Annotated in this window: 27 protein-coding genes; 18 read left to right on the plus strand and 9 right to left on the minus strand. The window is 68.1% G+C overall.

Features of this window, described 5'->3' with window-relative positions; translation table 11 throughout:
* Positions 1-43: 43 nt before the first annotated feature.
* On the minus strand, positions 44-418 hold the full coding sequence (locus BUE16_RS02140) for a CBS domain-containing protein (RefSeq protein WP_200778346.1): 375 nt from the start codon (positions 416-418) through the stop codon (positions 44-46).
* A 150-nt stretch (positions 419-568) separates the two neighbouring features.
* Between BUE16_RS02140 and BUE16_RS02145 the strand changes: the two genes are divergently transcribed.
* On the plus strand, positions 569-1,411 hold the full coding sequence (locus BUE16_RS02145) for a polyprenyl synthetase family protein (RefSeq protein WP_073306748.1): 843 nt from the start codon (positions 569-571) through the stop codon (positions 1,409-1,411).
* Positions 1,412-1,514: 103 nt separating this feature from the next.
* On the opposite strand, the gene BUE16_RS02150 is transcribed toward BUE16_RS02145, so the two are convergent.
* The 3 genes from BUE16_RS02150 to BUE16_RS02160 all read right to left on the minus strand — a co-directional run bounded on the left by BUE16_RS02150 (position 1,515) and on the right by BUE16_RS02160 (position 4,821).
* On the minus strand, positions 1,515-1,898 hold the full coding sequence (locus BUE16_RS02150; protein ID WP_073306749.1) for a hypothetical protein: 384 nt from the start codon (positions 1,896-1,898) through the stop codon (positions 1,515-1,517).
* A gap of 287 nt (positions 1,899-2,185) precedes the next feature.
* Complete coding sequence (locus tag BUE16_RS02155) at positions 2,186-3,052, minus strand: 2-oxoacid:ferredoxin oxidoreductase subunit beta (RefSeq protein ID WP_073306750.1); 867 nt, start codon at positions 3,050-3,052, stop codon at positions 2,186-2,188.
* A complete protein-coding gene (locus BUE16_RS02160; protein ID WP_073306751.1) occupies positions 3,049-4,821 on the minus strand; it encodes a 2-oxoacid:acceptor oxidoreductase subunit alpha in 1,773 nt (590 codons plus the stop codon). Before BUE16_RS02160 ends, BUE16_RS02155 begins: the two co-directional genes overlap by 4 nt.
* A gap of 426 nt (positions 4,822-5,247) precedes the next feature.
* Between BUE16_RS02160 and BUE16_RS02165 the strand changes: the two genes are divergently transcribed.
* Positions 5,248-5,874 (plus strand): FAD-dependent oxidoreductase, encoded by a 627-nt coding sequence (locus BUE16_RS02165; protein WP_073306752.1) that lies wholly within the window; start codon positions 5,248-5,250, stop codon positions 5,872-5,874.
* A 19-nt stretch (positions 5,875-5,893) separates the two neighbouring features.
* Here BUE16_RS02165 and BUE16_RS02170 read toward each other — a convergent pair whose 3' ends face one another.
* Positions 5,894-7,240 carry an alkaline phosphatase family protein gene (locus BUE16_RS02170; RefSeq protein WP_073306753.1) on the minus strand — a complete coding sequence of 449 codons (1,347 nt, stop codon included), beginning with the start codon at positions 7,238-7,240 and terminating at the stop codon, positions 5,894-5,896.
* Between the two features lie 154 nt (positions 7,241-7,394).
* On the opposite strand from BUE16_RS02170, the gene BUE16_RS02175 reads away from it, so the two are divergent.
* The 3 genes from BUE16_RS02175 (at position 7,395) to BUE16_RS02185 (ending at position 9,660) form a co-directional block, all read left to right on the plus strand.
* On the plus strand, positions 7,395-8,732 hold the full coding sequence (locus tag BUE16_RS02175) for an MFS transporter (protein ID WP_073306754.1): 1,338 nt from the start codon (positions 7,395-7,397) through the stop codon (positions 8,730-8,732).
* Between the two features lie 81 nt (positions 8,733-8,813).
* Entirely contained in the window at positions 8,814-9,149 is a 336-nt protein-coding gene (locus tag BUE16_RS02180) for a DUF7536 family protein (protein ID WP_073306755.1), read from the plus strand.
* Between the two features lie 124 nt (positions 9,150-9,273).
* Positions 9,274-9,660, plus strand: coding sequence for a hypothetical protein (locus tag BUE16_RS02185; protein ID WP_073306756.1), 387 nt, complete (start codon positions 9,274-9,276; stop codon positions 9,658-9,660).
* 73 nt (positions 9,661-9,733) lie between these two features.
* Here the strand turns inward: BUE16_RS02185 and BUE16_RS02190 are convergent, their stop codons facing one another.
* From BUE16_RS02190 to BUE16_RS02205, 4 genes are all read right to left on the minus strand, one after another.
* Positions 9,734-11,053 carry a potassium channel family protein gene (locus BUE16_RS02190; protein WP_073306757.1) on the minus strand — a complete coding sequence of 440 codons (1,320 nt, stop codon included), beginning with the start codon at positions 11,051-11,053 and terminating at the stop codon, positions 9,734-9,736.
* 151 nt (positions 11,054-11,204) lie between these two features.
* The gene (locus BUE16_RS02195) at positions 11,205-11,672 is read right to left on the minus strand and encodes a PaaI family thioesterase (protein ID WP_073306758.1); all 468 of its coding nucleotides are present in this window, start codon (positions 11,670-11,672) and stop codon (positions 11,205-11,207) included.
* A gap of 69 nt (positions 11,673-11,741) precedes the next feature.
* The gene (locus BUE16_RS02200) at positions 11,742-12,386 is read right to left on the minus strand and encodes a DUF502 domain-containing protein (protein WP_073306759.1); all 645 of its coding nucleotides are present in this window, start codon (positions 12,384-12,386) and stop codon (positions 11,742-11,744) included.
* A gap of 157 nt (positions 12,387-12,543) precedes the next feature.
* On the minus strand, positions 12,544-13,383 hold the full coding sequence (locus tag BUE16_RS02205) for a proline dehydrogenase family protein (RefSeq protein ID WP_073306760.1): 840 nt from the start codon (positions 13,381-13,383) through the stop codon (positions 12,544-12,546).
* A gap of 147 nt (positions 13,384-13,530) precedes the next feature.
* Here BUE16_RS02205 and BUE16_RS02210 point away from each other — a divergent pair, with 147 nt between their 5' ends.
* The 13 genes from BUE16_RS02210 (at position 13,531) to BUE16_RS02270 (ending at position 26,975) form a co-directional block, all read left to right on the plus strand.
* Positions 13,531-14,079: a CDP-2,3-bis-(O-geranylgeranyl)-sn-glycerol synthase gene (locus BUE16_RS02210; RefSeq protein ID WP_073306761.1), complete on the plus strand. Its 549-nt coding sequence runs from the start codon at positions 13,531-13,533 to the stop codon at positions 14,077-14,079.
* A 158-nt stretch (positions 14,080-14,237) separates the two neighbouring features.
* Positions 14,238-14,750 carry a hypothetical protein gene (locus BUE16_RS02215; protein ID WP_073306762.1) on the plus strand — a complete coding sequence of 171 codons (513 nt, stop codon included), beginning with the start codon at positions 14,238-14,240 and terminating at the stop codon, positions 14,748-14,750.
* A gap of 94 nt (positions 14,751-14,844) precedes the next feature.
* Positions 14,845-15,396 (plus strand): orotate phosphoribosyltransferase, encoded by a 552-nt coding sequence (gene pyrE, locus BUE16_RS02220; protein WP_073306763.1) that lies wholly within the window; start codon positions 14,845-14,847, stop codon positions 15,394-15,396.
* Positions 15,397-15,593: 197 nt separating this feature from the next.
* Positions 15,594-16,307, plus strand: a complete 714-nt coding sequence (locus tag BUE16_RS02225; protein WP_073306764.1) for a phosphoribosyltransferase family protein — start codon at positions 15,594-15,596, stop codon at positions 16,305-16,307.
* Positions 16,308-16,530: 223 nt separating this feature from the next.
* A complete protein-coding gene (locus BUE16_RS02230; protein WP_073306765.1) occupies positions 16,531-17,937 on the plus strand; it encodes an NCS2 family permease in 1,407 nt (468 codons plus the stop codon).
* A 117-nt stretch (positions 17,938-18,054) separates the two neighbouring features.
* The gene (locus BUE16_RS02235; protein WP_073306766.1) at positions 18,055-19,473 is read left to right on the plus strand and encodes an aryl-sulfate sulfotransferase; all 1,419 of its coding nucleotides are present in this window, start codon (positions 18,055-18,057) and stop codon (positions 19,471-19,473) included.
* Between the two features lie 215 nt (positions 19,474-19,688).
* Entirely contained in the window at positions 19,689-20,021 is a 333-nt protein-coding gene (gene ahaH, locus BUE16_RS02240) for an ATP synthase archaeal subunit H (protein WP_073306767.1), read from the plus strand.
* A complete protein-coding gene (locus tag BUE16_RS02245; protein ID WP_073306768.1) occupies positions 20,008-22,272 on the plus strand; it encodes a V-type ATP synthase subunit I in 2,265 nt (754 codons plus the stop codon). Before ahaH ends, BUE16_RS02245 begins: the two co-directional genes overlap by 14 nt.
* A gap of 706 nt (positions 22,273-22,978) precedes the next feature.
* Positions 22,979-23,236 carry a F0F1 ATP synthase subunit C gene (locus BUE16_RS02250; protein ID WP_073306769.1) on the plus strand — a complete coding sequence of 86 codons (258 nt, stop codon included), beginning with the start codon at positions 22,979-22,981 and terminating at the stop codon, positions 23,234-23,236.
* A gap of 21 nt (positions 23,237-23,257) precedes the next feature.
* Positions 23,258-23,842, plus strand: coding sequence for a V-type ATP synthase subunit E (locus tag BUE16_RS02255; protein WP_073306770.1), 585 nt, complete (start codon positions 23,258-23,260; stop codon positions 23,840-23,842).
* On the plus strand, positions 23,835-24,887 hold the full coding sequence (locus BUE16_RS02260) for a V-type ATP synthase subunit C (RefSeq protein ID WP_073306771.1): 1,053 nt from the start codon (positions 23,835-23,837) through the stop codon (positions 24,885-24,887). The genes BUE16_RS02255 and BUE16_RS02260 overlap by 8 nt, the downstream gene beginning before the upstream one ends.
* Positions 24,884-25,207, plus strand: coding sequence for a V-type ATP synthase subunit F (locus tag BUE16_RS02265; RefSeq protein ID WP_073306772.1), 324 nt, complete (start codon positions 24,884-24,886; stop codon positions 25,205-25,207). The genes BUE16_RS02260 and BUE16_RS02265 overlap by 4 nt, the downstream gene beginning before the upstream one ends.
* 4 nt (positions 25,208-25,211) lie before the next feature.
* Positions 25,212-26,975 carry an ATP synthase subunit A gene (locus tag BUE16_RS02270; RefSeq protein WP_073306773.1) on the plus strand — a complete coding sequence of 588 codons (1,764 nt, stop codon included), beginning with the start codon at positions 25,212-25,214 and terminating at the stop codon, positions 26,973-26,975.
* The last annotated feature ends 2 nt before the right edge of the window (positions 26,976-26,977 follow it).

The raw sequence follows: 26,977 nt of genomic DNA on the forward strand, positions 1-26,977 counted from the left end.
GCGCGAAATCCCTCTCGTTCGCGGTCTTCCGCTCGCACTACGATCACGAGAGAAAGGCGGTGACGTCGGTCGAGGAGACCATCCCGACGTAGTCGTCGTCGACGACGGGGAGGTGTTTGATGCCGTACGTCGTCATCATCTCGGCGACTTCCTCCATGTAGAGGTCCGGGGTGACGGTCTCGACATCGGTCGTCATCACGTCCATCACCCGCAGCTCGGAAACGCTCCGGCCGTCAGCGACGGCCTCGATCACGTCGGTGCTGCTGATGATTGCCCGCGGGGAGGTCAGAACGACCAGCGCGCTGATCTCCTTCTCCCGCATCTTCCGGGCGGCCTCCTGTACCGTCGCGTCGCTCTCGATCGTCTCCAGCGGCGACGACATGACGTCCCTGACGGTCTTCCTCTGGTTGGAACTCATGGCGACACAAACGGAAACGGGGAGTATGGATGTTTCCCTCCCTCGACGGCCGGGGACCCACCGGCACGGCCGGACGGAACGGGCAGCGGGTTCCGGTCGCGGCTCCCGCATCCGGTACCCTCTTTTCCGCCCGGACCCGAACACGCACCAATGGAGTATCTGGAGCGTCGGGTCGCGATGGCGAACGAGCGCCTCGCCGAGGTGACCGAGGCGGTCGACCCGCCGCAGCTCTCCGAGGAGATCGAACACGTCGTGCTGGCGGGCGGCAAGCGGGTCCGCCCCACCGTGACGCTCCTCGCGTGCGAGGCCGCCGGCGGCGACCCAGAGGACGCCGTCGACTTCGCGGTCGGCGTCGAGCTGGTCCACAATGCCTCGCTGGTCGTCGACGACATCATCGACCGCTCGGACGTGCGCCGCGGGACGCCGAGCGCGTGGGCGCAGTTCGGCTACGGGCCGGCGATCGTCGGCTCCGACGGGATGCTCGGCGAGGCGTTCGCGCTGTTCTCAGCCGACGAGCAGGCGATGCAGGTCGTCGCCGAGGCGATGGTCGAGTTGGGCGAAGGAGAGGCCACGGAGCTGGTCGCGAAGCCGACAAACGAGGAGGAGTACATGACGCTCGCGCGCCGCAAGACTGGGGCGCTGTTCCGCGCGGCCGCCGAACTCGGCGCCGTCGCCGCCGGCGCCGACGGCTTCACGATCGAGGCGTTCGGCGAGTACGCCGAGCGTGTCGGCGTCGCCTTCCAGATCCGCGACGACGTGCTCGATGCGACCGCCGACGCCGACGATCTGGGCAAGCCAACGGGGGTCGACGAGGCCGTCGACCGCCCCTCACTGCTACAGGTCACGGATCTCACCCCCGAGGAGGCGGACCAGCGCGCCCGCGATCAGTCGGAGCAGGCGCTGGAAGCGCTGGAGACCGCCGGAATCGGCGAGTCAGACGCGAGGGGATATCTGCGGGATCTGGCGGAGTTCGTGGTCGTCCGCGAGCGGTAGGCCCGCCTGCACCGCCTCGGCAGGCTCCGGCCGCCGCGTTCCTGTCGTCTACGGGCTGAGCAGGCCGAGTGCCTCGGGGCTTGACCCCGAGGCGGTTCACGAGTCAGAACTGTTCGGCGGTGTCCACGCGGATAACCACGCCCTCGTCGTCGCCGAAGCGCTCGTCGCCCTCGACGCTGTGCTCGAACGCCAGCCGCGCCCGTTCGGTGTGTGTCGCGCGGACGGCGTCCGCGAGGCCCTCCTCCACGTCGAACGCCGCGAGCGTGTCGTCCCACCACGACGCGTCGACGCGGTACGCGCGCCGTTCGTCGACGGTGACGTACTCCCCCTCTCGCTCCAGTTCCGAGTGCCGTCCGATCAGCGAGGCGTTCAGTTCCGTCAGCGCCGCCCCGAGGTCGTCTGTGGATACTCCCGTTCGCTCGGCGATCCGCTCGATCACGTCCGCCGAGAACGGCGCCTCCGTCTCTGGGCCGTCGTTGTCTGTCATCGTGCGGACGGGTTCGGCGTCGCGAGGTATTTGATTTGGGGCTGCGTCACCTCGGGGGGTCCCCGTCGATGGCCGCGAGCGTGCCCCCGGCTCCCACGCGCCGTTCCGCGATCGAGCCGGCCTTCGGCTGGCGAGCGAGCGGCCTTTTGGCATCATCAGACGCCTTCGGCGTCTGATTAGCAGTCGGATTCTTCGAATCCGACAGCATGAACGGGTTTTCGCCTCGGGTTCCCGCAGTGCTCGCCTCCGGCGAGCGCGAGGAAACCCAAGGCGAAAAGAGGTTCGTTCTAGTAGAACTCGCGGACCAGATCCATCGCGTCCTCGGGAGCGCCGTCGTGGTCGATCTGGCTCATGTTGGCGTCGAGGCCGTGGGTCTGCTCGTACGACACCGAGTCCTCCTCCTGGTAGAGCACGCCCATGTACTCCTTGTCGGCGTCGAGGACCTTCTCCTTGGCCGCGTCGCGGTCGCTCGGGTCGTAGTCGGTCTCCTTCAGGTCAACCAGCGAGTCGCGGAAGTAGTCGTACGTGTCCACGTCGTTGAACGTGACGCACGGCGAGAACACGTTCACGAAGCCGAAGCCGTCGTGCTCGATGGCCTGCTGGACGATCTCCTGGTGACGCAGGGCGTCCGAGGAGAATGACTGCGCGATGAACGTCGCGCCGGAGGCGAGCGCGAGCGCGAGGGGGTTGACGGGCGGCTGCTGGGGCCCCTCCGGCGTCGTCGAGGTCTCGAAGTCCTCGCGCGAGGTGGGCGAGGCCTGGCCCTTCGTCAGCCCGTAGATGCGGTTGTCCATCACAACGTAGCTCATGTCGACGTTACGGCGGACGGCGTGGACGAAGTGGCCCGCGCCGATGGAGTACCCGTCGCCGTCGCCGCCCGCGACCATCACTTCCAGATCGGGATTGGCCATCTTCACGCCCGCGCCGACCGGGAGCGCGCGACCGTGGACGCCGTGGATCGCGTAGCTGTGCATGTACGTGCCGATCTTACCTGAACAGCCGATGCCGGCGACCACGAAGGTGTTGTCGGGATCGTTGCCCGTCTCCGCGAGCGCCTTCATCATGCCGTTCATCGTCCCGAAGTCGCCGCATCCGGGACACCACGTGGGCTGCTTGTCGGATTTGAAATCGGTGAACCTGACCTGGGAACTCATGCTTCCACCTCCTGGCCCTCGTCGGTGGCCAGGGTCTCCTTGATGTCGTCGGCGAGCTCGTCCGCCTTGAACTGCACGCCGTTGTACTTGTTGACCCGCTTCACGCGCTGTAGCGTGTCGTGTTCGACCACGTCGGCGAACTGCCCCGTCGCGTTACACTCGACGACGACGACCTCGTCGGCCGCCTCGAACTCCTCCGTGAGGTCGGGCCGCGGGAAGAGGTACGGCACCGAGAGGATCCGCACGTCGATGTCCTCGTCCTCGAGGAACTCCAGCGCCTCGACGAGTGTCCCCTCGTTGGACCCCCACGTGACGACGAGATTGTCCGAGTCGGGGTCGCCGAACTCCCGCGGCGAGAAGTCCTCGCGCTCGCGGGCGGTCTCGACCTTCCGGGTGCGCTTGTCGACCTGCTTGACGCGCATCTCCGTGTCCTCGGTCCGGCGGCCCTGCTCGTCGTGCTCTAAGCCGGTGGACATGTGCGCGCCGCCGGCGGTGCCGGGGAACGCGCGCGGGCTGACGCCGTCGTCGGTGATCTCGTGGGGCTTGAACCCGCCCGTGTCGGTCTGGTGGTCCTCGATGGTGTCCTCGTCGACGACCTTGCCGCGGTCGATCTCGACGGCGTCCATGTCGAACGCCTCCGGCTCGAACGTCTGCTCGGTGACCGCCATCGCGAGGTCGGCCGCGAGATACACCGGGGTCTGGTACTTTTCGGCGAGGTTGAACGCCTCGACGGTCTTCCAGAAGCACTCGTCGACGGTGGTGGGCGCGAGGACGAACCGCGGGATCTCGCCGTGCCCGCCGTACAGCATCATGTTGAGGTCGCCCTGCTCCTGCTTGGTCGGCATCCCCGTCGAGGGACCCGAGCGCATCACGTCGACGATGACAAGCGGCGTCTCGGAGGTCGCCACGAGGCCGAACGTCTCGGTCATCAGGTCGATGCCGGGACCGGAGGTCGCGGTCATCGAGCGGGCGCCGGCGCGGGCGGCGCCGAGCGCGAGGTTGATCGCGGCGAGTTCGTCCTCCGCCTGAACGACGTGGCCGCCGAAGTGCTCGATGCGGCCCTTCAGGTACGTCATCACGTCCGTCGCGGGCGTGATCGGGTAGCCGGCGTAGTACTTGCAGCCGGCCGCAATGGCGCCCATGCCGATCGCCTCGTCACCGTTGAGCAGGACGTAGTCGTTGTCGGTCGTTTCGAGATCGTAGTCGAGGTCGGAGTCGGGGTAGTTCTCCTGAACGTACTCCTGACCGAGTCGAGCCGCCTGCTTGTTGTTGTCGACGAGCGCCTGCCCCTTGTCGCCGAAGCGCTTCTTCAGCGAGGAGTCGAGGTGCTCGATGTCGAAGTTCGTCGCCTCGCAGGCGGCGCCCAGCGCGACGACGTTGCGCATGATGGCCCCGCCGGCGTCCTCCGCGAGGCTCTTGAGCGGCACGTCGAGCCCGATCATTCCGTCGGGGATCTCGACGTCGGCCATCGTCGTCCGCTCGCCGTCGTAGATGATGACCGAGCCCTCGTGGAGCTCGTCGAGGTTCTCATCGATCGTTCGGGGCGTGAGCGCGACGAGGACGTCCAGCCGGTCGACGACGGACCGGACCTTCTCCGTGGACGTGCGCACCTTGTACGCGGTGTAGCCGCCCCGGATCCGGGAGGCGAAGTCCTTCGACGTGAAGACGTGTCGACCCGCCCGGGAGAGCGCCTGCGCGAAGATTTTCCCGGTGGAGTCGATGCCATCGCCGGCCTCCCCGCCGATGGCCCAGTTGAAGTCCGCTGGCATACTGGTCACACCTTCCCACGGTCGGTGGAAAAGCCTTCTGAATAGGTGGACGGCCGGTTTCCGACGGATCGTCGGACATCCTCCCGAACGAAACGACAATTGTGGGCTCGAACGTCCGAATGGCCGCAATGCGACCGACGATCGATCGGTTCTCGCCGTTTCACGGCAGGAATTGTATCGGTTGCCGAACGGACCGGATCTCGGGTACGACAGGCGTACTAGCCGGGTTCGACGGCCGACGACGATCGGGACGCGGTCACGGTCGAAGTGATCGGGACGCGGTCACGGTCGAAGTGATCGGGACGCGGTCACGGTCGAAGTGGTCGGGACGCGATCGAGGCGGTCGGGGGTCGACCGCCGCCCGGGGAGCCGCGGCGGGGCGTCGAAAGCGACAGCTTCGGGTACCCCGACGCGCAATCGGCGCGCATGGACGCAACAGTCGCGGTGCGGTCAGTCGCGGAGGTCGGTCCCGACACGGTCGCGGTGACGCTGGACTCGCCTGCGGAGTTCGAGGGTAAGCCGGGACAGTTCGTGAAGCTCACCGCCGCCGTCGATGGGGAGGAGGTGTCGCGCTTCTACACGATCTCCTCGCCGGATACGGACGGCGACTTCGAGACGACCGTCGGCCTCGACGGTGGCGACTTCTCGCGGTACCTCGCCGACCTCGCCGCGTGCGACGAGATCGACGTGAGCGGTCCGTTCGGCGACGACTACTACGAGGGCGAGTCGCGCGCGGTCGTGCTGGCGGGCGGGCCGGGCGTCGGTCCCGCCGTCGCTATCGCGGAAGCCGCGCTCGGCGCGGGCAACGAGGCGGCGGTCGTCTATCGAGACGACGCGCCGGCGCACGGGGCGCGGCTCGACGACCTGCGCGAGCGCGGCGCGAGCGTCGTCGTCACCGACGGCGACTTCACCGACGCGGTCGCGGCGGCGGTGACGGGCGCCGATGGCGAACAGGCGTTCATCTACGGCTTCGCAGACTTCGTCGACAAGGCGACCGCCGCGCTGGAGGCGGCGGGGTACGCGGGCGACGCGAAAGTCGAGAACTTCGGGTAACGCGGTCGATCGGGGTAGTTCACACCAGGCTGGCGCCGTCGAAGTCGGCGCGGGCGTGCTCCACGTCCATCAGGTCGAGGATTGTCGGCGCGATGTCGAGCAGGTCCGCGTCGACGATGGTCGCGTCGGGGTCGTCGACGAACAGCGTCGCATTCTCGAAGCTGTGCATCCCGTTTCGCGGCCCGGTGGAAAAGACCCCGTCGTCGTGCGGCTTGAACTTCGCCTTCAGGTCGAAGCCGTGGTTCGGGATGATCGTCAGGTCAGGCGCGATGTCGTCGTGCTCGCCCCGGAACGCGTCCTCCTTCTCGACGACGCGCTTGGCGACGGGCGTCCCGTCGGGGCCCTCGAGCGCCTCGATGTCGGCTTTCAGCTCGTCGCGGACGGCCTCGTAGTCCGACTGGGACACCGATCCGCGGGGCTCGCGGCCATCGAGGTTGATGTAGAGCCGACCGGGAATAAGCGAGTACGCGCGCGCATCGTCGGCGATGTCGCCCAGTTCCTCGTGGTCGTCGTCCTCGAACGAGAGCCACCCCTCGTCCTGGAGCCACTGGTTGATCTCGACCTCGTAGTCCTGCACGGTGAAGCCGTGGTCGGAGGCGACGACGAGCGTCACGTCCTCGGGGAGCATGTCGCGAATCTGGCCGACGTAGTCGTCGACCTTCTCGTAGAACTCCATGAACTCCTCGTAGTACTCGCCGTCGCGGGCGTAGTCCTCGAACAGGAAGTGGTTCACCCGGTCGGTCGTCATGAAGACGCCGAAGAACAGGTCCCAGTCGTCCTGCTCGATGTAGTGGGTGAACGCCTCGAAGCGCTTGTCGATGGTCTCGTGGGAGACCTCGATGAACTCCGATTTGTCGTCCTGGTGGCCGAGCTTCGCGTTCGTGTCGATGCGGTAGTCGATCGACTCGAGGTACTCGCGCAGGTCGTCGGGGTAGGCGGCCTTGTCGACGCCCGGCGAGAGGAACCCCGAGACCATCCGCTGGACGTTCCGCTGGGGCGGGAACGTCACCGGGACGTTCAGTACGCTCGCGTCGCGCCCGGTGTCCGCGATGCGGTCCCAGATGCGCGTCGCCTGCACGTCCCGGCCCATCGGAACGTACGTGTCGTAGCTCCCGATCTCGCGGTCCTGGAAGCCGTACACGCCCGTCTCACCGGGGTTGACGCCGGTCGTGAGCGCGGGCCAGCACGCCGACGACTCCGGCGGCACGATGGAGTCGATGGCCGCGGCCGACCCCTCGTCGGCGAGCGCGGCGAAGTTCGGAAACCGGTCGGGGTGGTCCTCCAACAGCGAGTGCGGCACCCCGTCGATACCGACGAACGCGACCCGGGGATCGTCGTCCCCGCGGAGCCGGTCGAATAGTCCCATAGGGGAGTCATCTGCAGGGGCGCGTAAAGTAATTCAGGTTCTGTCGGTCGGTGCCGACGGTCATCGACACCGGCGATCCTCGCCGGGTCGGGACTGTCGAGACGGCTCGCCGCCCCCGGTACGGTTTTGGGTTCCCCGTTCGCAGCGTACGCCGATGGTAGACCGCTCCGATCCGGGCGGCGGCGCGACGACCGATGCGGAGCCGGAGCCCGATCCCTTCGATTCCTTCCGGCAGTTCACCGCGCTCCCGGGCGACGTGCTCGTGGTCTCACTGGCGATGTTCGCGTTCAGCCTCGGCTTCCAGGCGACCGGGCGGTACCTGCCCCAGTACCTCGCGGTGCTTGGCGCCTCCAGCCTCGCGCTCGGCGCGTACGGCTCGGTCGGGAACCTCATCTCCGCGGTGTTCCCGTACCCCGGCGGCGCGCTGTCGGACCGCCTCGGCTCGCGCACGTCGCTCACGCTGTTCGGCTTCGCCTCGACGCTCGGCTTCCTCGTGTGGTGGGCGGCGGACCCGTTTCGGGACGTGACCGTCGGGCCGACGAACCTCGCGGTCGTCATGGTCTTCCTCGGGCTGTTTCTCTCGCAGGCGTGGAAGTCGTTCGGGCTCGGAGCGACGTTCGCCGTCGTGAAGCAGTCGGTGCCGCCGGACCGGCTCGCCTCCGGGTTCGCCGCGACGGAGACGTTCCGCCGGACCGCGTTCCTGCTGGGGCCGCTGCTGGTCGCCGCCGTGCTCTCGGCGTACGCGTTCACCGACGGGTTCCGGCTCGTACTGCTGGGGGCGGCCGCCGTCGGGGCGGTCGCGACCGTCGCGCAGTACGTCCTGTACGACGCCTCCAACGACTCCATCGGCAAGTCGTTCGCGGGCGTCGCGACGGTGCTCGACGACCTGCGGTCGCTCCCGGACCCGCTCCGTCCGTTGCTCGTGGGCGACTCGCTCGTTCGCTTCGCCAATGGCATGGTGTACGTGTTCTTCGTGCGCGTCGTCGTCGACGTGCTCGCCGTGGGCGCGACCCTCCCCGTCGTCGGCGCGCTCTCTCCGGAGGCGTACTTCGGCGTCCTGCTGGGCGTCGAGATGGCCGTCGCGCTGCTCACGATGGTGCCCGTCGCGCGCCTCGCGCGGTCGGTCGGCCTCAAGCCGGTGGTCGCGATCGGGTTCGCGGTTTACGCCGTGTTCCCCGCGATGTTGATCTTCGCGCCGCCGGACGCGACGGTGTTGGCCGCGCTGTTCGCGTTTTCAGGGGTCCGGTTCGCGGGGCTACCCGCGCACAAGGCGCTCATCGTCGGGCCGGCCGAGGCGGACGCCGGCGGGCGCGTGACCGGGACCTACTACCTCGTCCGCAATATGATCACGATCCCGAGCGCCCTCGTGGGCGGGTGGATCTACGGCCGCTCACCCGAGGTCGCGTTCGGTCTCGCGACGGTTGTGGGACTCGTCGGCGTCGCGTTCTTTCTCCTGCGGGGGCGGGAGTTCGAGGCGTACGCGACCGTGTGAGGCCCGCCGCACCCGGCGCGCGATTGCGGCGTCGAATGGCGAAGGCGATGGGAATTTGAGGTGGAGGCCCCAAACCGAACCGTGAGCGAGGAGTCACGCGACGCCGGCGACCGGTCGGCCCCCACAGAGTCGCGCCCGGATCGCCCGCCGATCGCCGGGCTGCTGGCGACGCTGTCGGTGAAGCGCAACGTGACGGTCGGGGCGGCCGTCGGCGTCGCGCTTGCGGTCGCCGTCTACGCGGTCCGCGCGCTCGAACTGTTCGGGCCGGTCGGCGGCACTCGGACGTACCCCGTGTTGGGTCCGGACGGTTACTTCCTGCTGCTCGCGTTCGTGCTCGCGTCGGCGACGACGCTGTTCGTCGCTTCCGGACTGACCGTCGTCGCCGCGGTTCGCGTGCTCCGGACGCCGGCGGAGTGACCCCCCGAGCGGTCGACAGACCGCACCCCTGTCGTCGGTCGGTCGGTCGTCGGCCGACCGCCGACCGGCGGCTCCCGAGGGATCGCCGGAACCGCAAAGTCGGTGTGGTGCGTGATCCGTTCTCATGGCCGCGATCGAGTCCGAACCGGTCGTTCGCCTCGTCCTCACGGCGATACTGTCTCTCGTCCCGACGGTCGCGTTCCTCGGACTGCTCCGGCTTCTCGACCGACTCCGGAACGACGTACTCATCGAGCACACGGTTCGGATGGCCGCCGAGGAGAGCGGGACGGGCCGTCTCGCGGGAACGAGGCTCGATCCCGCAGTCGTGCTCGGGTCGGAGCGGTCGGACGACTCGACCCGGTCGGCGGCGTCGGACGACCTGCGACGGGACCGGACGCTCGTGCTGTGTGCGGCCTGCGCGATGCTGCGACCGTCGCGGTCCGGCGCGTGTCCGACGTGCGGCGAACCGCTCTCGGCGGAGGACTCGGAGGGAACCGCCGGACAGCGCTGACGGGGGCGCAGCGCCGACGGGACGCACCGCAGCCGACGCGTCAGTCTAGGGGTCGGTACGCGTCGACCACGCGTCAGTCCACGTCGAACTCCTCGGGCGCACCAGCGAGCGCGGTGAGGCGCTCTGCGCCCGCGCGCGTCCCCTTCGCGATGAGCACGTCGCCGGCGCGAAGCCGGGTCCGCGCGCTGGGCGAGACCACCCACTCCCCGCTCCCGTCGTCGTCGCTTCCGTCCTTGCCTTTGTCGGTCTCGGCGTCGTCCCCGCCTTCGTCGGTCTCGGCGTCGTCGCCGTCCGCGTCGGTTCCTCCTCGCCGGACCGCGATCACGCGCATCCCCGTCTCGGTCTTCACCTCGCGGTCGCCAAGCGTCGCGCCGGTCAACTCCGAGTCCTCGCCGACGACGATCCGGACGATGATCTCGTCGGACTCTTCGACGGCCTCTGCGACGACCGGGTGCGCCTCCAACCCGCGGAGCACGCCCTCGCTGATCTCGAGGGCGGCGTCGCTGATCTCCTCGGTCGCGGCCGCCAGGTGAACGAGCCCGCGGAGACTGACCGGGTCGTCGACCCGCGCGGCCGCCCGCAGCGTCCACGCCTCGAAGCGCGACTTGAGCGCGTCGACCTCCGCCTCCAGCTCGGCCACCTCCTTGGCGACGCCCCGGCTGTCGAACAGCACGGCGCCGTAGGCGAGGTCGACGGCAAGCTCGCTCATGTTCTTCATCAGGACGATGGAGTCGACGGCCCGCTCCAGGTCCTCGACGGCGGGGTCGGGCGGTGTGGGAACCTCGTACGGCTCGCCGGCGGCCGCCTCGTACACCTCGCGCAGCCCCTCCTCGAACCCGCGGAGGATCAGCGTGTCGCCCGCGCGAAACTCCGTGTCGCGCCCCGGATTCGTGATCCAGCGGGCCTTCCCCGTCGCCTGATCGCGGCGGACGGCGATGACGCGTACGCCCGTCTCGGTCTCCATGTTGATCCCCGCGAGCGTTCGGCCGACGTACGCCGAGTCGTCGGCGACCGGGGCGCGCACGAGCGACTCCACGGCCTCGGGCAGGGCCGCCCGCATCGCCTCGGGAAGCCCGACCTCCTCCAGCACGACCTTCGCGATGTCGCCGGCGGCGTCGCTCACCTTCTCGGCGGCGCCGACGACGCCCAGCACCGGCGCCAGGTCTTCCACATCCTCGGGCGATCGCGCGGCCATCATCACGCTCATCCGCGCCTGCAACTGGAGTACGTCCATTCGCGATTCCAGCGCGAGCACCTCTTTCGCGAGGTCGGGGCTACCGTGCAGCACCGCCGAGTACGACAGGTCGATGAGCAGTTCGGCGGTGTCTTTCATTTCGGCCAGCACGGCCTTCACGCTCACCGGCTCGTACTCGACGGGATCGTCTCGGTGCATCCGGTTGTCGAACGGTTCGGCGGGCTGGTGCAAAAGGATTGCTCGGGCACTCGTGCCCGCCGGGATGTCGGATCGTCAGTCCGGCGTTCCGGCCCTCCGACCGTCCGTTTTTCGGTCGTTCCGTCGCTCCGTCGGGTGTCGCACCCGGCGGCTACTCCCGGTCGGCGTCGCGAAAGAGGCGGTAGGACGTGCGTCCCACGGCCACGTCCTTCTGCTCGCCGTCGGGGGCGACGCTGGAGACGAGCGTGTCGGTGAACCCCATCGAGCCGCCCGCGCGCAGCACCTCGGCCTCGACCCGAAGGTCGTTGGTCGCCGGCCGCAGGTAGGTGACGTTGAGGTCCGTCGTCGCCAGCGACCCGGTCGTCGGGTCGTCGAACGTCGACCGGAGGGCGAACCCGGACGCGGTGTCGACCAGGGTCGCCGCGATGCCGCCGTGGATTGAGCCCACGGGCGAGCCGGGATTGACGAGCTTCTCGTGGTACGGGACGGACATAACGATCCGGCCGCTATCGAGCTCCTCGACGGTGAGATCGAGCCACGAGAGGAAGCCGTGGCTCTCGATGAACGCCTGCAGCAGGTCGACGTGGTCGGCGTCGATTCGGGAGGGGTCGTCGCGCATGTCCCGAGTGGCGCCGCCCCGACACTTCACCGTTCGGTTCGGTCGCTGACGGGGAGGGTTCCGCTCGCCTTACTCGTTCGAGCCGGAGTCGAGGACGTCGCTCAGGTCCGTCTCGTCCGGCGCCGAACCCCCGCCGCCCTCGCCGAAGCCGGCCGAGAGGATCCGCGTGAGCGCCTCCTCGACCTTCTCGTCCGACTCGGTCAGGTCGTCGGGGTCGATCTCGATGACGAACCCGGTTGTGATGTTCGGCGCCGTCGGCATGAACACGACCTCGCGGCCGTCGTCGGTCGTCTTCCCGGTCTTGAACGCGGTCATGCGCATCCCGTTCCACGGTTCGATCTTCACCGGCGTCTGGAGGTCCTCGGTGCCCGTGAGCGCCGTCTCGACGGCCAGCTTCGAGGCGTTGTAGATGACGCGTAGCCCCGGCACACGGTTGATCGCGTCGTCGAGGAACCCCTCCGCGAGCCGCCCCGCAGTCGTCCGCATGAGGTAGCCCGCCGAAAAGACGATCAGGACGAACACCACGAGCGCCATGAGCACCTCCGCGAACTCGTAGAGCGCGAGGAGGTCGGGGTCCGGGTTCTCCGGGGTGATCGTGGGGACGAACGGGAGCGTCGACAGGAGGTTGTACAGCCAGTTGGCGACAAAGAGGATGACGAGGATCGGGGTGACCACGACCAGCCCGCTCGCGAAGTCGCGCTTCCACGTAGACATTCGAAGTTCACTCGCTCGTCCGGGTTGGGGCCATATCAGCCCTTCTACACGGTCGTCGACCGCACCGGGGGTCCACCGTCGGCTCGCCGTTTGACCACCACCGGGCCGCCGTTTGGCCACCGCCAGGCCACCACCGGGCCGCCGATCTCCATCGCGGTCAGACGCCGACGACCGCGCGGAGGGCGAACAGCGCGTTCTCCTTGCGCTCGCGCACCCGGCGGTAGAAGTACGAGAGCCACTTGTCGCCGTAGGGGGCGTACTGCCACACCTCGACCCCGTCGGCCGCGAGGCGGCGCTGTTCGTCCTCGCGGACGCCCATCAGCATCTGCACCTCGTAGTCGGCGCCGTACTCGGCGGCGAGTTCCTCGGCGTAGGCGATCATCGCCGGGTCGTGGCTGCCGACCGCGATCCCGCCGTCGCGCTCGCCGAACAGGAACTCCAGGTCCTCGCGGTACGCCTCGTTCACGTCGGCCTTCTCGGTGTAGGCGATCGACTCGGGCTCGTCGTAGGCGCCCTTCACGAGCCGGAGCTTCCCGGGTACGTCGGCGAGCCGATCCAGATCCTCGCGGGTGCGGCGGAGGTTCGCCTGGACGCACTGCCCGACGCCGCCGTCGAACTCGCGGGCGAGCTCCTCGAAGGCGTCGAGCGTCACGTCGGTCGTGTCGGCGTCCTCCATGTCGCACCAGACGAACACACCGTGCTCGTCGGCGGCCTCGACGATCCGGCGGAAGTTCTCGCGGAACACGTCGTCGCCGATGTCGATGCCGAGTTGCGAGGGCTTCACTGAGAGGCACGCGTCGAGGTCCGTGTCGGCCACATCGCGAACAAGCGAGACGTACGCCTCGGCGTCGGTGTCGGCGTCGGCGCGCTCGTGGTAGTGCTCGCCGAGGAGGTTGAAGATAACCTTCACGCCGTCCTCGTTGGCGCGGCGGACGTGGTCGAACGCCGTGGCCGGCGTCTCGCCCGCGACGAACCGGCTGGCGATGGGCGGGATCATGTGGGTGGCAACGCTTGCCGGTCAGGTGTCTTGAGTCTCGTGGATCTGCGCCGACAACGAGGGGGACGCCGGTGTCGTCGCCGGAGCGCGGGCGCCGTCGCCCGGAACCCCGCCAACTTAACACCAAACGCGAGCCAGCATCGGCCGATGGCCGGACTCGTCGAACTCGTCGCGGGCGCGCTGTGGGTGATGCTGCCGGCGTACGTGCCGAACAACGCCGCCGTGCTCGCTGGCGGGGGCGCGCCGATCGACGGCGGTCGAACGTGGGATGGCCGCCGGATTCTCGGTGACGGCAAGACGTGGCGGGGAACCGCCGTCGGCACGATCGCGGGCGTCGCGCTCGCCGTCGCGCTCAACGCGGTCGCCGGCCCCGTCGGCGCCGGTGCGGGCGTCGACCTCCCGTCGTTCCCCCCGCTGGCGGCACTGGGGCTCGCGCTCGGCGCGATGCTCGGCGACATCGGGGCCTCGTTCATCAAGCGCCGGTCGGGGCGCGAGCGGGGCGCCGCCTTCCCGGGGCTCGACCAACTCGACTTCGTCGTCGGCGCCCTGCTGCTCGCGCTGGCGCTGGCGCCCGCGTGGACGGTCGAAACCTTCTCGCTCGAACGGCTCGCCGTCGTGGTCGTCGCGACGCCGCTGTTGCACGTGCTCACGAACGGCATCGCCTACCTGATCGGCGTGAAGAACGAGCCGTGGTGACGACACCGTAAGCGGTAGGTTCGGCGGGTGCGGCGGATTCGGCAGTAGACGAGGCGGACGCGGCGGGTGCGGTGGATGCGACGGGCGACCACATTTAGATACTCACGCGTGAGAATTGGGACGGTGCGGTTTTCAGGTCGCCCCGCGGTGGTCCGGACGTGAGCGAACCGGACGCCGCCGCATCGAACGAGCCTCCGGAAGGCGTCGAGGAGGAGGACGAGCTATCGCCGCGCCAGCACGTGCGGGTCATGTTCCCGACGCTCGCGCTGGCGTTTATGCTCCTCGCTGCCGCCAGCGTCGCGGGCATCGGCGGCGTCGTCGCGACGGGGCTCGGCGGCGAGCCGATCGACCGTCCCGAGGGCTTCTCGTTCACGGTCGACGCCGACGGCGACGACACGGCGATCGTGATCACCCACCCGGACGGGGTCGTCCCCTCCTCGAAGCGGGTCGTCGTCGTCGACGAGACGGGCACGAAAGTACCGTGGACGGACCTACAAACCGATGTCGGCGAGGCGCGCATCACCGGCCGCAGCGCGCTCGCGTGTCCCACGCAGGGGGCGACGTACCGCGTCGTGTTCGAGGGCCGCGCGGCCGACCACACGGTCGGCGCCTACGAGGTCGACGCGCCGGTCCCCGCGAGCGTCGTCCAGCGGTGTCAGGCGGCGAACTGAGCCGCGGCGCTCGACGCCGTGTTCCCGGCCGTGCCGGTCGTCGCCGCCGATGCGGACCGATAGCCTTTCGCGGCGGCGCGCACCTCCCTCGCGTATGAGCGACACCACCGACGGCGCCGGCGAGGACGCCGACGCGGAGCTGATCGCCGCGCTGCGCGACGCGGAGGCCGTCCTGTTCGGCGAGTTCGAGCTCTCTCACGGCGGGACGAGCGACTACTACGTCGACAAGTACCGCTTCGAGACGGACCCCACGTGCCTGCGGCTCATCGCCGAGGCGTACGCCGAGCGCGTCGGCGACGCGACGCTCGCGGGCGTCGCTCTCGGGGCCGTCCCGCTCGTCGCCGCGACGGCCGTCGAGACGGGATCGCCGTACGTCATCGTCCGGAAGGCCGCAAAGGAGTACGGCACGGGGAACCGTATCGAGGGCGAACTGGATGCCGGCGAGGAGGTCGTCGTGCTGGAGGACATCGCCACCACGGGACAGTCCGCGCTCGACGCCGCCGAGGCGCTGCGCGAGGCCGGCGCGACCGTGAACCGGGTGCTCGTGGTCGTCGACCGGGAGGAGGGCGCGGCGGACCTGCTGGCCGACCACGGTCTCGAGTTGGAGTCGCTGCTGACGGCGACGCGCCTGCTGGACTCGGAGTAGTCGGCCGGTCGACGACTCGCGACGGGCCCTCCACCCGCGCTCCACTCGCGCTGCTTCTGTCGGCGGTCTCCGGCAGCCCCGCGTTTCACTGCGCTCTCGCGGCGCGGGCCGTGGTGTAGTCACACATGCGCAGGTCTGTCGACTCGACACGGTTCGAAATCCGAAGTGTTCATACTTGCACGAACGAGCATAGATCCATGAACAGGGCCGAGAAGGCCGCCCTGCAGTTGCAGGCGGTCGCCGTGTTGCGGACGCTGAAGGAGACGCGAACGTACGACGAACTCGCCGAGGTGACCGGCCTGCCGGCGGGCGATCTGAACCGCTACGTCAACGGGCACGTCCTCCCGGGTGCCGAGCGCGCGCAGGAGGTCGTCGGCGGCATCGGCCGCGAGACGCTCGCCGCGGAGCTGGAGGCGCGCATCGGCTTCGACGACGAGGGGTACGTCGACAACTCCGGCGTCGTGTTCGACCAGCCGTTCCTCGACCTGGTCGCCCCCGTCGCCGCCGAGTCGTTCGACTTCGAGACGCCGGACGTGGTCCTCACGGCCGCGACCGACGGGATCACCCTCGGCGCAGCGATGGCGAGCCACTTCGACGCCCGCGTCGCCTACGCGAAGAAGTCGAAGGAGACGGCCGTCGAGGAGTTCATCGAGTCGCGCCAGCGCCTCGCGAGCGGGATCGAACTGACGTACTACCTCCCCGCGGGTGCAATCGACCCCGGCGAGTCCGTCCTCGTCGTGGACGACCTCATCCGCTCGGGCGAGACCCAGGAGCTCCTGCTCGACATCGCCTTGCAGGCCGACGCCGACGTGGCGGGCGTGTTCGCGCTCATCGCCGTCGGCGACGAGGGCACCGAGCGGGCCGCCGAGATCACCGGCGCACCGGTCGGCGCCCTGACCCAGTTCGAGTAGGGCGTCGTCAAGCGAGCGAGACGACCCTCGGGAACTGCACGTCGCCGCCGACGCGAGCCGGACGAACAGTCCGGGCGGTTCGGTTCGGTTCGGCGGCCTCGTCGTGAGAGGTTCTGCACCGTTCAGTTAACTGACTGCTCCGCGACAACGAATATACAATATCTTGTACATCTAGTCGGCAAAAAGCCGAATAGTTAAGTAAGGTATGCACAAGTGTGCCGCCATGGGGCTGCAACAGCAGTTGGCGGAGTACTTCGACTTCGAGGAACTCGGTACGGACCTTCGGACGGAGGTCGTCGCCGGGTTGTCAACGTTCTTGACGATGAGCTACATCGTATTCGTGAATCCGAGTATCCTCGTCGGCATCGAGGGCGAGAAGCCGGGCATCATCATCGACGGCGTGCCGTACGCCCAGACCATTCAGATGGTCGCGGTCGTGACGCTCATCGCCGCCGCGGTGGCGACGCTGATCATGGCGCTGTACGCCAAGCGGCCCTTCGGCCAGGCGCCCGGCCTCGGACTGAACGCGTTCTTCGCGTTCACCGTGGTCGGCGCGCTCGGCGTTCCGTGGCAGACGGCGCTCGCCGCCGTCGTCGTCGAGGGGCTCATCTTCATCCTCCTCACGGCAGTCGGCGCGCGCGAGTACGTCATCAACGTCTTCCCGACGCCGGTGAAGCTCGCCGTCGGGACCGGTATCGGGCTGTTCCTCACCATCATCGGACTCGACGCGATGCGCATCGTCGTCGACGACCCGGCGACGCTCGTCACGCTCGGCCCCGTCGCGTCGGACCCCGTCGCGATCGTCTCGATCGTCGGCCTGTTCGTCACGTTCGGGCTCTACGCGCGTGGCGTTACGGGCTCGGTCGTGATCGGCATCCTGTTCACGGCGCTGCTGGGCGGCGTGGTGAAGGTCGCCGGGCTCGCGCCCGAGGCCGCCCTGCTCGGGAACCTCTCCGCGCAGGCGACGTACGACATCTCGCCGCTCGCGGGCGCGTTCGTCACTGGTCTGCAGGACGTGGACGCGCTCGCCTTTTCGCTGGTCGTCTTCACATTCTTTTTCGTCGACTTCTTCGACACCGCCGGCACGCTGGTCGGCGTCTCGCAGGTCGCTGGCTTCCTCGACGAGGAGGGCGATCTGCCCGACATCGACAAGCCGCTGATGGCCGACGCCGTCGGCACCACCGTCGGCGGGATGCTCGGGACCTCCACGGTGACCACCTACATCGAGTCTGCGGCCGGCGTTGAGGAAGGCGGTCGCTCGGGTATGACCGCGCTCGTCGTCGGGATCCTGTTCCTTGTCTCGCTGGCGTTCGTCCCGCTCGCGGCCGCCGTCCCGCTGTACGCCAGCCACCTCGCGCTGGTCGTCATCGGGATCGTGATGTTGCGCAACGTCGTCGAGATCGCGTGGGACGACCTGACGGTCGCCATCCCCGCCGGGATGACCATCCTGATCATGCCGTTCACCTACTCCATCGCGTACGGCATCGCCGCCGGCATCGTCACCTACCCGCTCGTGAAGGTCGCCGCGGGTCGCCGCGACGAGACCCGCCCCGGCCATTGGGCGCTCGCCGCGGCGTTCGTCGTCTACTTCGTCGTCCGTACCAGCGGTATCCTCACGAGCGCCGTCTGAGCGCGGTCGTCCCGGATGCGGAGTCTTTCGCATCCGGTTCCGTCTGGAATCTCGCACCGACGCAGTCTTGCGGTGCGGAGCACAAGAGTTTCCACCACACATCCCGCGACTGGCAGTATGGCTATTTTCCTCCCCGTCTCGCGAACGACGGTAGCGCGCGTGCTCGCCGCGCTCGCCGTCGTGGGGCTCTTCGCGCCCGCCGCCGCGCAGGCGTTCCTGCCGACCAGCACCGGAACGCCCGGGACCGTCGGCCTGGAGGCGGGCACCATCGAGTCGCCCGCGAACGACTCGACGGTCGTCGCCATCCAGGGGTTTCATTTCCAGGGGCAAGGCTCCAAAAAGAAGCCCGCGCGACTCGTGAGCGTCGCGGGCAACGGCTCGACGGAGTGGGTGTACGACGGGTCGAACCAGAACGCGCGGTGGTTCTACGACGTGGACCCGCTCGCGAACGGGAACCTGCTCGTGGTCGGCACGAACCCCGACGGGACGGTCGTCACCGAGCTGGACCCGGCCACCAGAGAGCCGGTGTGGACGGAGCGCTTCGACTTCCACGACACCCACGACGTGGACATGCTCCCCAACGGGAACCTCCTCCTCGCGAACATGCGACAGTGGAACGAGTCGGCCCAGCGCTCGGACGACCGCGTGCTCGTGTACAACCGCAGCACCGAGGAGGTCGTCTGGGAGTGGACGTTCCGGAAGCACTACCCCAACTCGACCGACGGCGGATTCAGCAAGGACTGGACCCACATCAACGACGTGGACCGCATCGCCGAGGGCCAGTATCTCGTCTCCCCGCGTAATTTCGACCAGGCGATCGTAATCAACCGCTCCACGAAGGCGATCGACTACCGACTCGGCAGCGACGGGAATCACGACGTGCTCGACGAGCAGCACAACCCGGACTGGCTCCTCAGCGAAGACGGCAACCCGACGATCCTCGTCGCGGACTCCGAGAACGACCGCGTCGTCGAGTACGAGCGCCGCGACGGCGAGTGGGTGCAGACGTGGACGGTCGGCACCGGCCAACTCGACTGGCCGCGCGACGCGGACCGACTGTCGAACGGGAACACGCTCATCACCGACTCTCTGAACCACCGGGTCATCGAGGTGACGCCGCGCGGGGAGATCGTCTGGGAGTACTACGCCACGTGGGGGCCGTACGAGGCCGAGCGGATCGGAACCGGCGACGAGTCGACCGGCCCGACGATGGCCGATCTGGGTGTGACCGGGAGCTACCAGATCTACGGCTCCGCGGGACTCATCGAGGGGACCGGCGACTCGCTGACGTTCGCGACCGCCGTGCACAACACCTTCGCCGGCACGGTGTTCGCCGGTCCCGCCATCGCGTTCGCGGACGCCTGGTCGGGCGTGACGCCGTGGGTCCGCCCGGTCTGGATGGGATCGTGGGCGTTCGCGGCCGCCGTCGCCGGCCTGATCGTCGCCCTCGGGTGGGCACTCGTCGAGTTCGTCGCCGCGCGCGAGACGATCCGACGCGGCGTGCGGAAGGCGGCGAGCCAGGTTCGCGCGCGCTGATCGGACGGCAGGTGCGGCGGAAGCTGGCGCCTCGGTCGTTCGCTTCGCTCACTCTCTCGGCGACGCCGTTGAGGGGCGGTTCGCCCACAAGCTCACCGCCGCGTAATCGTCGCCTCGGTCGTTCGCTTCGCTCACTCTCTCGGCGACGCACGTGACGCGTGCGTTCCGCAAACACCTTATATCGACGTGGGCAAACCCACAGACGACGAGTATCCATGCCGAGACCCGAAGTTCTCGAACGCGTGAAGGAGGCCGAAGCCGATGCCGAGGAGATCGTCGCCGAGGCCGAGGCCGACCGCGAGGCGCGGATCTCGGAGGCCAGGTCCGAGGCCGACGAGATCGTCGCCGAGGCTGAAGCCGAGGCCGATCGCATCGAGCAGGAGCGCCTCGACGAAGCGCGCGACCAGATCGAGGAGAAACGCGAAGAGACTATCGCGGCGGGCCGCCGCGAGCGGAACGAACTCGTCGACGAGGCGAGCGACCGGATCGACGAGGTCGTCGAGTTCGCGGTCGAACGGTTCGAGGAGGCGGTACATGCTCAGGCCTGAGCGGATGAGCAAGGTCTCAGTGACCGGGTCGAAGGCGTATCTGGACCCGGTCGTCGAGGCCGTCCACGAGCTGAATCTCCTACACGTCACCGACTACGGCGGCGGCTGGGAGGGGTTCGTTCAGGGGAACCCGCAGTCGGAGGCCGAAGACGCCGCCGAGAAGCTGGTCACCGTCCGCTCGCTGAAGTCCATGCTCGACGTGGACGAGGACGACGCGGGGCCGACCCGCGTGTTCGACGACGACGAGCTGGCGGCCGAGCTCGAAGATCTCCGCGAGGAGGTCAACGCGCTGGACGACCGCCGCGACGAGCTTCGGTCGCAGCTCCGAACGATCGAGGAGCGCGTCGAGGCGGTCGAGCCGTTCGCCGAGCTCGGCATCGACCTCGACCTGCTGCAGGGGTACGACTCCCTGCAGGTCGCGGTCGGCGAGGGCGCCCGCGAGACGGTCGAACGAGCCATCGTCGACGCGGCCGCGCTCACCGAGTACCAGATCTTCGGCGACGACGTGCTCGCCGTCTTCGCCCACCCCGAGGGCGACGCCGACGAGAGCGCGCTCGCCGACGCGCTGGTGAGCGCCGAGTTCGCCGCGCTCGACGTTCCGGAGGTCGACGACGACAACGTCTCTCCGGAGGCGTACGTCGACGAACTCGAGCGCGAGCGGCAGTCGATCGAGTCCGACCTCGAGACTGTCGAGTCGGAACTCGACGCGGTGCGCGCCGACGCCGCCGACTTCCTGCTGGCGGCCGAGGAGAAGCTCGCAATCGAGGTCCAGAAGACGGAAGCGCCGCTGTCGTACGCGACGACGGCGAACGCCTTCGTCGCCGAGGGATGGATCCCCACCGATAGCTACACCCAATTCAAGTCTGCGGTGCAGGACGCGGTCGGAAGCCACGTCGAAATCGAAGAGGTCGAGCGCGCGGCGTTCGGCGCCGACGGTGAAGTGCAGGTCCGCGAGGACGTGCCCCCGGCGGTCGAGGACGCCGGTCCCGACGAGGGCGTCGAGGCGACCGACGAAGACGAGGCCGAGCAGCGACGCGCCGTCGCCGACGGTTCGGGCGGCTCGGTCGTCATGCGCAACGACGACCCGCCGGTCGTGCAGGACAACCCCGGGCTCGTCTCGCCGTTCGAGGTGCTCGTGCAGGCGGTCGGGCGCCCGAACTACCGCGAGTTCGACCCGTCTGTCGTCCTGTTCCTCACGTTCCCGGCGTTCTTCGGGTTCATGATCGGGGACCTCGGCTACGGGATCCTCTACGGGCTCATCGGGTACTACCTCTACTCGAACTTCGACTCGCAGGCGTTCAAGTCCATGGGCGGCGTCACGATGGCCGCTGGACTGTTCACCGCCGGCTTCGGCGTGTTGTACGGTGAGATATTCGGGCTCCACCTGATCTCGACGTACCTCTGGGAGGGCGCACTCGGTCTGCACGGTCCGCCGATCCACAAGGGACTGCAGCCGGCCGACATTTACTGGGCACAGGCGTGGCTGGTCGTCTCGACCGTCGTCGCGCTGATCCACCTGGACATCGGCTACGTCTTCGGCTTCCTCGAGGAACTGGAGTTCCACGGGGCGAAGGCGGCCATCACCGAGAAGGGCTCGTGGCTCCTCGGCATGAACGGCCTCTGGCTGTTCGTGTTCAGCCGGCTGTACGCCGGTAAGAAGCCGTCGTTCATCTTCTCGGTGTTCGACGGCACGGGCGTCGCGCCCGAAGCCCAAGGCGAGTTCGCCTCGACGGCGTTCGCCCTCGGCTTCAACGGCTTCCCGCCGGTCGTCGGCTACCTCGGGCTCGGGATGTTCGTCCTGGGCGCGCTGCTTCTGGCCGTCGGCGCGCCCGCGGAGATCCTCGAGATCTTCGATGTGCTCGTGAACGTGCTGAGCTACACCCGGATCGCGGCGGTGCTGCTCGCCAAGGCGGGGATGGCGTTCGTCGTCAATCTTCTGTTCTTCGGCGCCTACCAGCACGACGGCGAGTTCCACTTCATGCTCTCTCACGGGCCCGAGCACTACGCCGCAGAGTACGGTCGTGAGGCGATCATGTTCGGCGGGCTCGTCCACGGCGGGATCGCTGCGCTCGTCGGCGGCATCGTGATCCTCGTGCTGGGGCACCTGCTCGTGCTCGCGCTCGGAGTCACGTCCGCCGGCCTGCAGGCGGTCCGTCTCGAGTACTACGAGTTCTTCTCGAAGTTCTTCGAGGGCGGGGGGACGGAGTACACGCCGTTCGGCCACGAACGTCGCTTCACGAGCGACGAGTAGCCGCTCCCGACCGCCCCGCCCGGGGCGGCCGAACCGCTGTTACGGAAGTGCAAGGAGAAAGCCCCGCCTTCAGGGCGGGAATGAATCCGACAATTGCTGACGCAATACACCGCCGATAGCCGTTCGAGTTTGATTCTTAACACTCATGTGGGGTTCGACCGTGCTACGTGATGATGGTCTTTCCCACCCACGGGACGACGGCTTCGCCGTCTACTGGTCTTCGACCAGTGACCGAGGTGGGTAACAAAACCAGCACCAGTCCGCCACGTCCTCGTAATGGAGACGCGAATGGCGGTACCCAAGAGGCTGGATACCCTCCCGTAGAGGGAATCGGTATTCCCGTTGAAGCGTCCAGCGCGTCTGGATGGGAAGGTCCCGTTGACAGGGCTGTATCCGTTGCAATGCACGTCCTCGGTCACAATTGGACGGCTACCGCTGACGAGGCACGCGAAAGCGTCTTTGACCCCCGAGGATACACGGAACTTCAAACTCCACTTCGTGGAATCCTCGCCCTTTAGGGCGGAGAGGATGTCAACTATCACGACAGGTCCGTGTCGAGTACGGCCCGAAGTGTGGACTGTTGACACGCCAGCGGCGCGTGAGGCCGCCGTAGACGGGCTTCTCGCCGGTCGTTTTGGGAAGCTTTATGCACTCCACAGGTGCAACCACGCCTTGTCCGGAGTTAGGCATCCGCCTACCGAATACCATGCTCGAAATCGCACCCGAACTCGCTAACGTTGTACTGCAGGAAGGTAGTAACGCACCGGCCATCCCGTCCGCGTCCGCCGCGGCGCTGGCGGTCGGTCTGGCAGCCTTCGGCGCCGGCTATGCCGAGCGCGGCATCGGCTCGGCCGCCGTCGGCGCCGTCGCCGAGGACGAGGACCTGTTCGTCACGGGCCTGATCTTCACGGTCCTGCCCGAGACCCTCGTCATTCTCGCACTGGTCACCATCTTCCTGGTCTAAACCGCCCCCTCCCTTTCCACCATGAGTCTGGAGACAGTCGTCGAAGACATCCGAGACGAGGCCCACGCGCGTGCGGAGGACATCCGTGAAGAGGCCGAAGAGCGCGCCGAGGAGATCGTCGCGGAGGCCGAGGAGGAGGCCGAGAGTATCGTCGAAGAACGAGAACAAGCGGTCGAGCGGCAGATCGATCAGGAGCGCGAGCAGACGCTCTCCGCGGCGAAGCTGGAGGCGAAACAGCAGCGACTCGAGGCGCGCCGAGACGTGCTCGCTGACGTGCGCGAGCAGACCGAAGCGGCCATCACCACCCTCGAAGGCGAGGAGCGCAAGGAACTGACCAAAGCGCTGCTCGACGCGGCCGCCCCCGAGTTCGAGGACGACGAATCGGTCGCGGTCCGCGGTCGCGCCGACGATGAGAAGCTCCTGACCGAGATCCTCGAGGACTACGACGGGTGGTCGTACGTCGGCGAGCGCGAGTGTCTCGGCGGCGTGGTCGTCGAGAGCGAGGAGTCGCGCGTCCGTGTGAACAACACGTTCGACTCGGTCCTCGAGGAGGTCTGGGAAGACAACCTCAAGGAGCTGAGCGACCGACTGTTCGACGATGAGTAGCCACGGCGGAACGTCGAACCCCGAGTACGTGAACGCCCGCGTTCGATCGCGGCGCGCTGCGCTGTTCGAGGAGGACGACTACCGGAAGCTGGCCAGGATGAGTCCGGCGGAGATCGCCCGGTTCATGGAGGAGTCACCGGCCTACGAGGAGCAGATCAACGCGCTCGGGTCGCGGTTCTCGGGCGTCGACCTCATCGAGTACGCGCTGAACGCGAGCCTCGCCGAGGACTTCGAGGACATCCTCAGCTGGTGTGAGGGGGCGCTGTACGGACACGTCGCCCGCTATCTCCGTAAGTTCGACGCGTGGAACGTCAAGACCGTGCTGCGCGGCGTCTACGCGGACACCGACCGGGAAGCCGTCTCCGACGACCTCATCCGCGCCGGCGAGTTCGACGACCGCCTGCTGGAGCGGCTGCTCGACGCCGATTCCATCGAAGAGATCGTCGAGCTCCTGTCGGGCACCGTGTTCGGTCGCGCGCTCGGCGATGCGCTCGACGATTACGAGTCGACGGGCGTGCTGGTGCCGCTGGAGAACGCCGTCGATCGTGCGTACTACAAACTGCTCCGCACGGACGACCTCACCGGCGAGGCGCTCTCGGAGTACCGCGAGTTCCTGGAGGCGGAGATTGACTTCAGGAACGCGATCAACACCCTGCGGCTGGCCCGTTCAGGTGCCGATATCGACCCCTCGGAGTACTTTATCGAGGGTGGCGTGCTGTTCTCGGCAGCCGGACTGCGCCAGCTCGCGTCTAACACCGACGAACTGATTCAGCGGATCCGCGAGTCCCGCTACGGCGAAGAGCTGTCAGAGGCGCTGACCGAACTGGAGGCGGCCGAGAGCCTCATCGGATTCGAGCGCGCCCTCGAAGTGGCCCTGCTGGAGTACGCGGACTCGCTGGGGCTGGTTCACCCGCTGTCAGTGACGCCGGTCGTGTCGTACGTGCTCACGAAGGAGCGCGAGGTGGACAACATCCGCGCGATCGCGCGCGGGAAGGAAGCCGGCCTCGGCCCCGAAGAGATCGAATCCGAGCTGGTGGTCTTATGAGTCAGGAGATCGCAGTCATCGGCAGTCCCGAATTCACCACCGGGTTCCGGCTCGCCGGCGTCCGCAAGTGCGAGAACGTCCCCGAAGACGAAAAGGACGACCGCCTCGACGAGGCGGTCGAGGAGACGCTCGCGGACGACGGCATCGGCATCGTCGTGATGCGCGACGAGGACCTCGATCACCTCTCGCGGACCGTCCGCAGAGACGTGGAGGGGAGCGTGGAACCGGTGTTGGTCACCCTCGGCGGCGGCGCCGGGAGCGGCCTACGCGAACAGATCAAGCGAGCCATCGGGATCGACCTGATGGACGAGGATGAGTGAACACATGAGTCAGGCAAGCGAAACCGAGACGACCGAAGGAACCGGACGCATCAAGAGCGTGAGCGGCCCGGTCGTGAAAGCTGTCGACCTCGACGCCCGGATGAACGACGTCGTCTACGTCGGCGACGAAGGGCTGATGGGCGAGGTAATCGAGATCGAGGGCGATGTCACGACCATTCAGGTGTACGAGGAGACTTCCGGGGTCGCCCCCGGAGAGCCCGTCGAGAACACGGGCGAGCCCCTCTCCGTCGACCTGGGCCCGGGGATGCTGGACGCCATCTACGACGGGGTCCAGCGCCCGCTCGACGTACTGGAGGAGAAGATGGACAGCGCGTTCCTCGACCGCGGGGTCGACGCACCCGGCATCGACCTGGAGAAGGAGTGGGAGTTCACTCCCGAGGTCGAGGCCGGCGACACCGTGGAGGCCGGCGACATCGTCGGCGTCGTCCCCGAGACGGTCACCATCGACCACAAGGTCATGGTGCCGCCGGAGTACGAGGGTGGCGTCGTCGAGAGCGTCGAGGAGGGCAAGTTCACCGTGGACGACCCCGTCGTCACGCTCGAGAACGGCGAGGAGATCGCGATGCGTCAAGAGTGGCCGGTGCGCGAGCAGCGGCCGACCGTCGAGAAGCGCACCCCGCGCACGCCGCTGGTGTCGGGACAGCGCATCCTCGACGGCCTCTTCCCCATCGCCAAGGGCGGAACCGCGGCGATTCCGGGGCCGTTCGGCTCCGGGAAGACCGTCACCCAGCACAGCCTCGCCAAGTTCGCCGACGCCGACATCGTCGTGTACGTCGGCTGCGGCGAGCGCGGCAACGAGATGACCGAGGTGATCGAGGACTTCCCCGAGCTGGAGGACCCGAAGACGGGCAACTCGCTGATGGCCCGCACCTCGCTCATCGCGAACACCTCGAACATGCCCGTCGCCGCCCGCGAGTCGTGCGTGTACACCGGCATCACCATCGCCGAGTACTACCGCGACATGGGCTACGACGTGGCGCTGATGGCCGACTCTACCTCGCGGTGGGCGGAGGCCATGCGCGAGATCTCCTCCCGACTGGAGGAGATGCCCGGTGAGGAGGGGTACCCCGCGTACCTCGCCGCCCGGCTGGCAGAGTTCTACGAGCGCGCCGGCTACTTCGAGAACCTCAACGGCACCGAGGGATCGGTGTCGGCCATCGGTGCGGTCTCCCCGCCCGGCGGCGACTTCTCGGAGCCGGTCACCCAGAACACGCTGCGTATCGTGAAGACGTTCTGGGCGCTGGACGCCGACCTGGCGGAGCGCCGCCACTTCCCGGCGATCAACTGGAACGAGTCGTACTCGCTGTACCAGGACCAGCTCGACCCGTGGTTCGAGGAGAACGTCGCCGAGGACTGGCCCGACAAGCGGCAGTGGGCGGTCGACGTGCTCGACGAGGAGGGCGAACTCCAAGAGATCGTCCAGCTCGTCGGGAAGGACGCGCTGCCGGAGGACCAGCAGCTCACCCTCGAGGTGGCGCGGTACCTGCGTGAGGGGTACCTCCAGCAGAACGCCTTCATCGACGTGGACATGTACTGTCCGCCCGAGAAGACGTACGCGATCCTCTCGACGATCCAGACGTACAACGACGAGGCGTTCGACGCGCTCGACGCCGGAGTCCCCATCGAGGACATCACGTCCATCGACGCGGCGCCGAAGCTCAACCGGATCGCCACCCAGGAGGACTGGGAAACGTTCGTCGACGAACTGAAATCGGATATCACCGAGCAGATCCGCTCGCTCTACTGAAT

This window comes from Halobaculum gomorrense (assembly GCF_900129775.1).
Classification (GTDB): domain Archaea; phylum Halobacteriota; class Halobacteria; order Halobacteriales; family Haloferacaceae; genus Halobaculum; species Halobaculum gomorrense.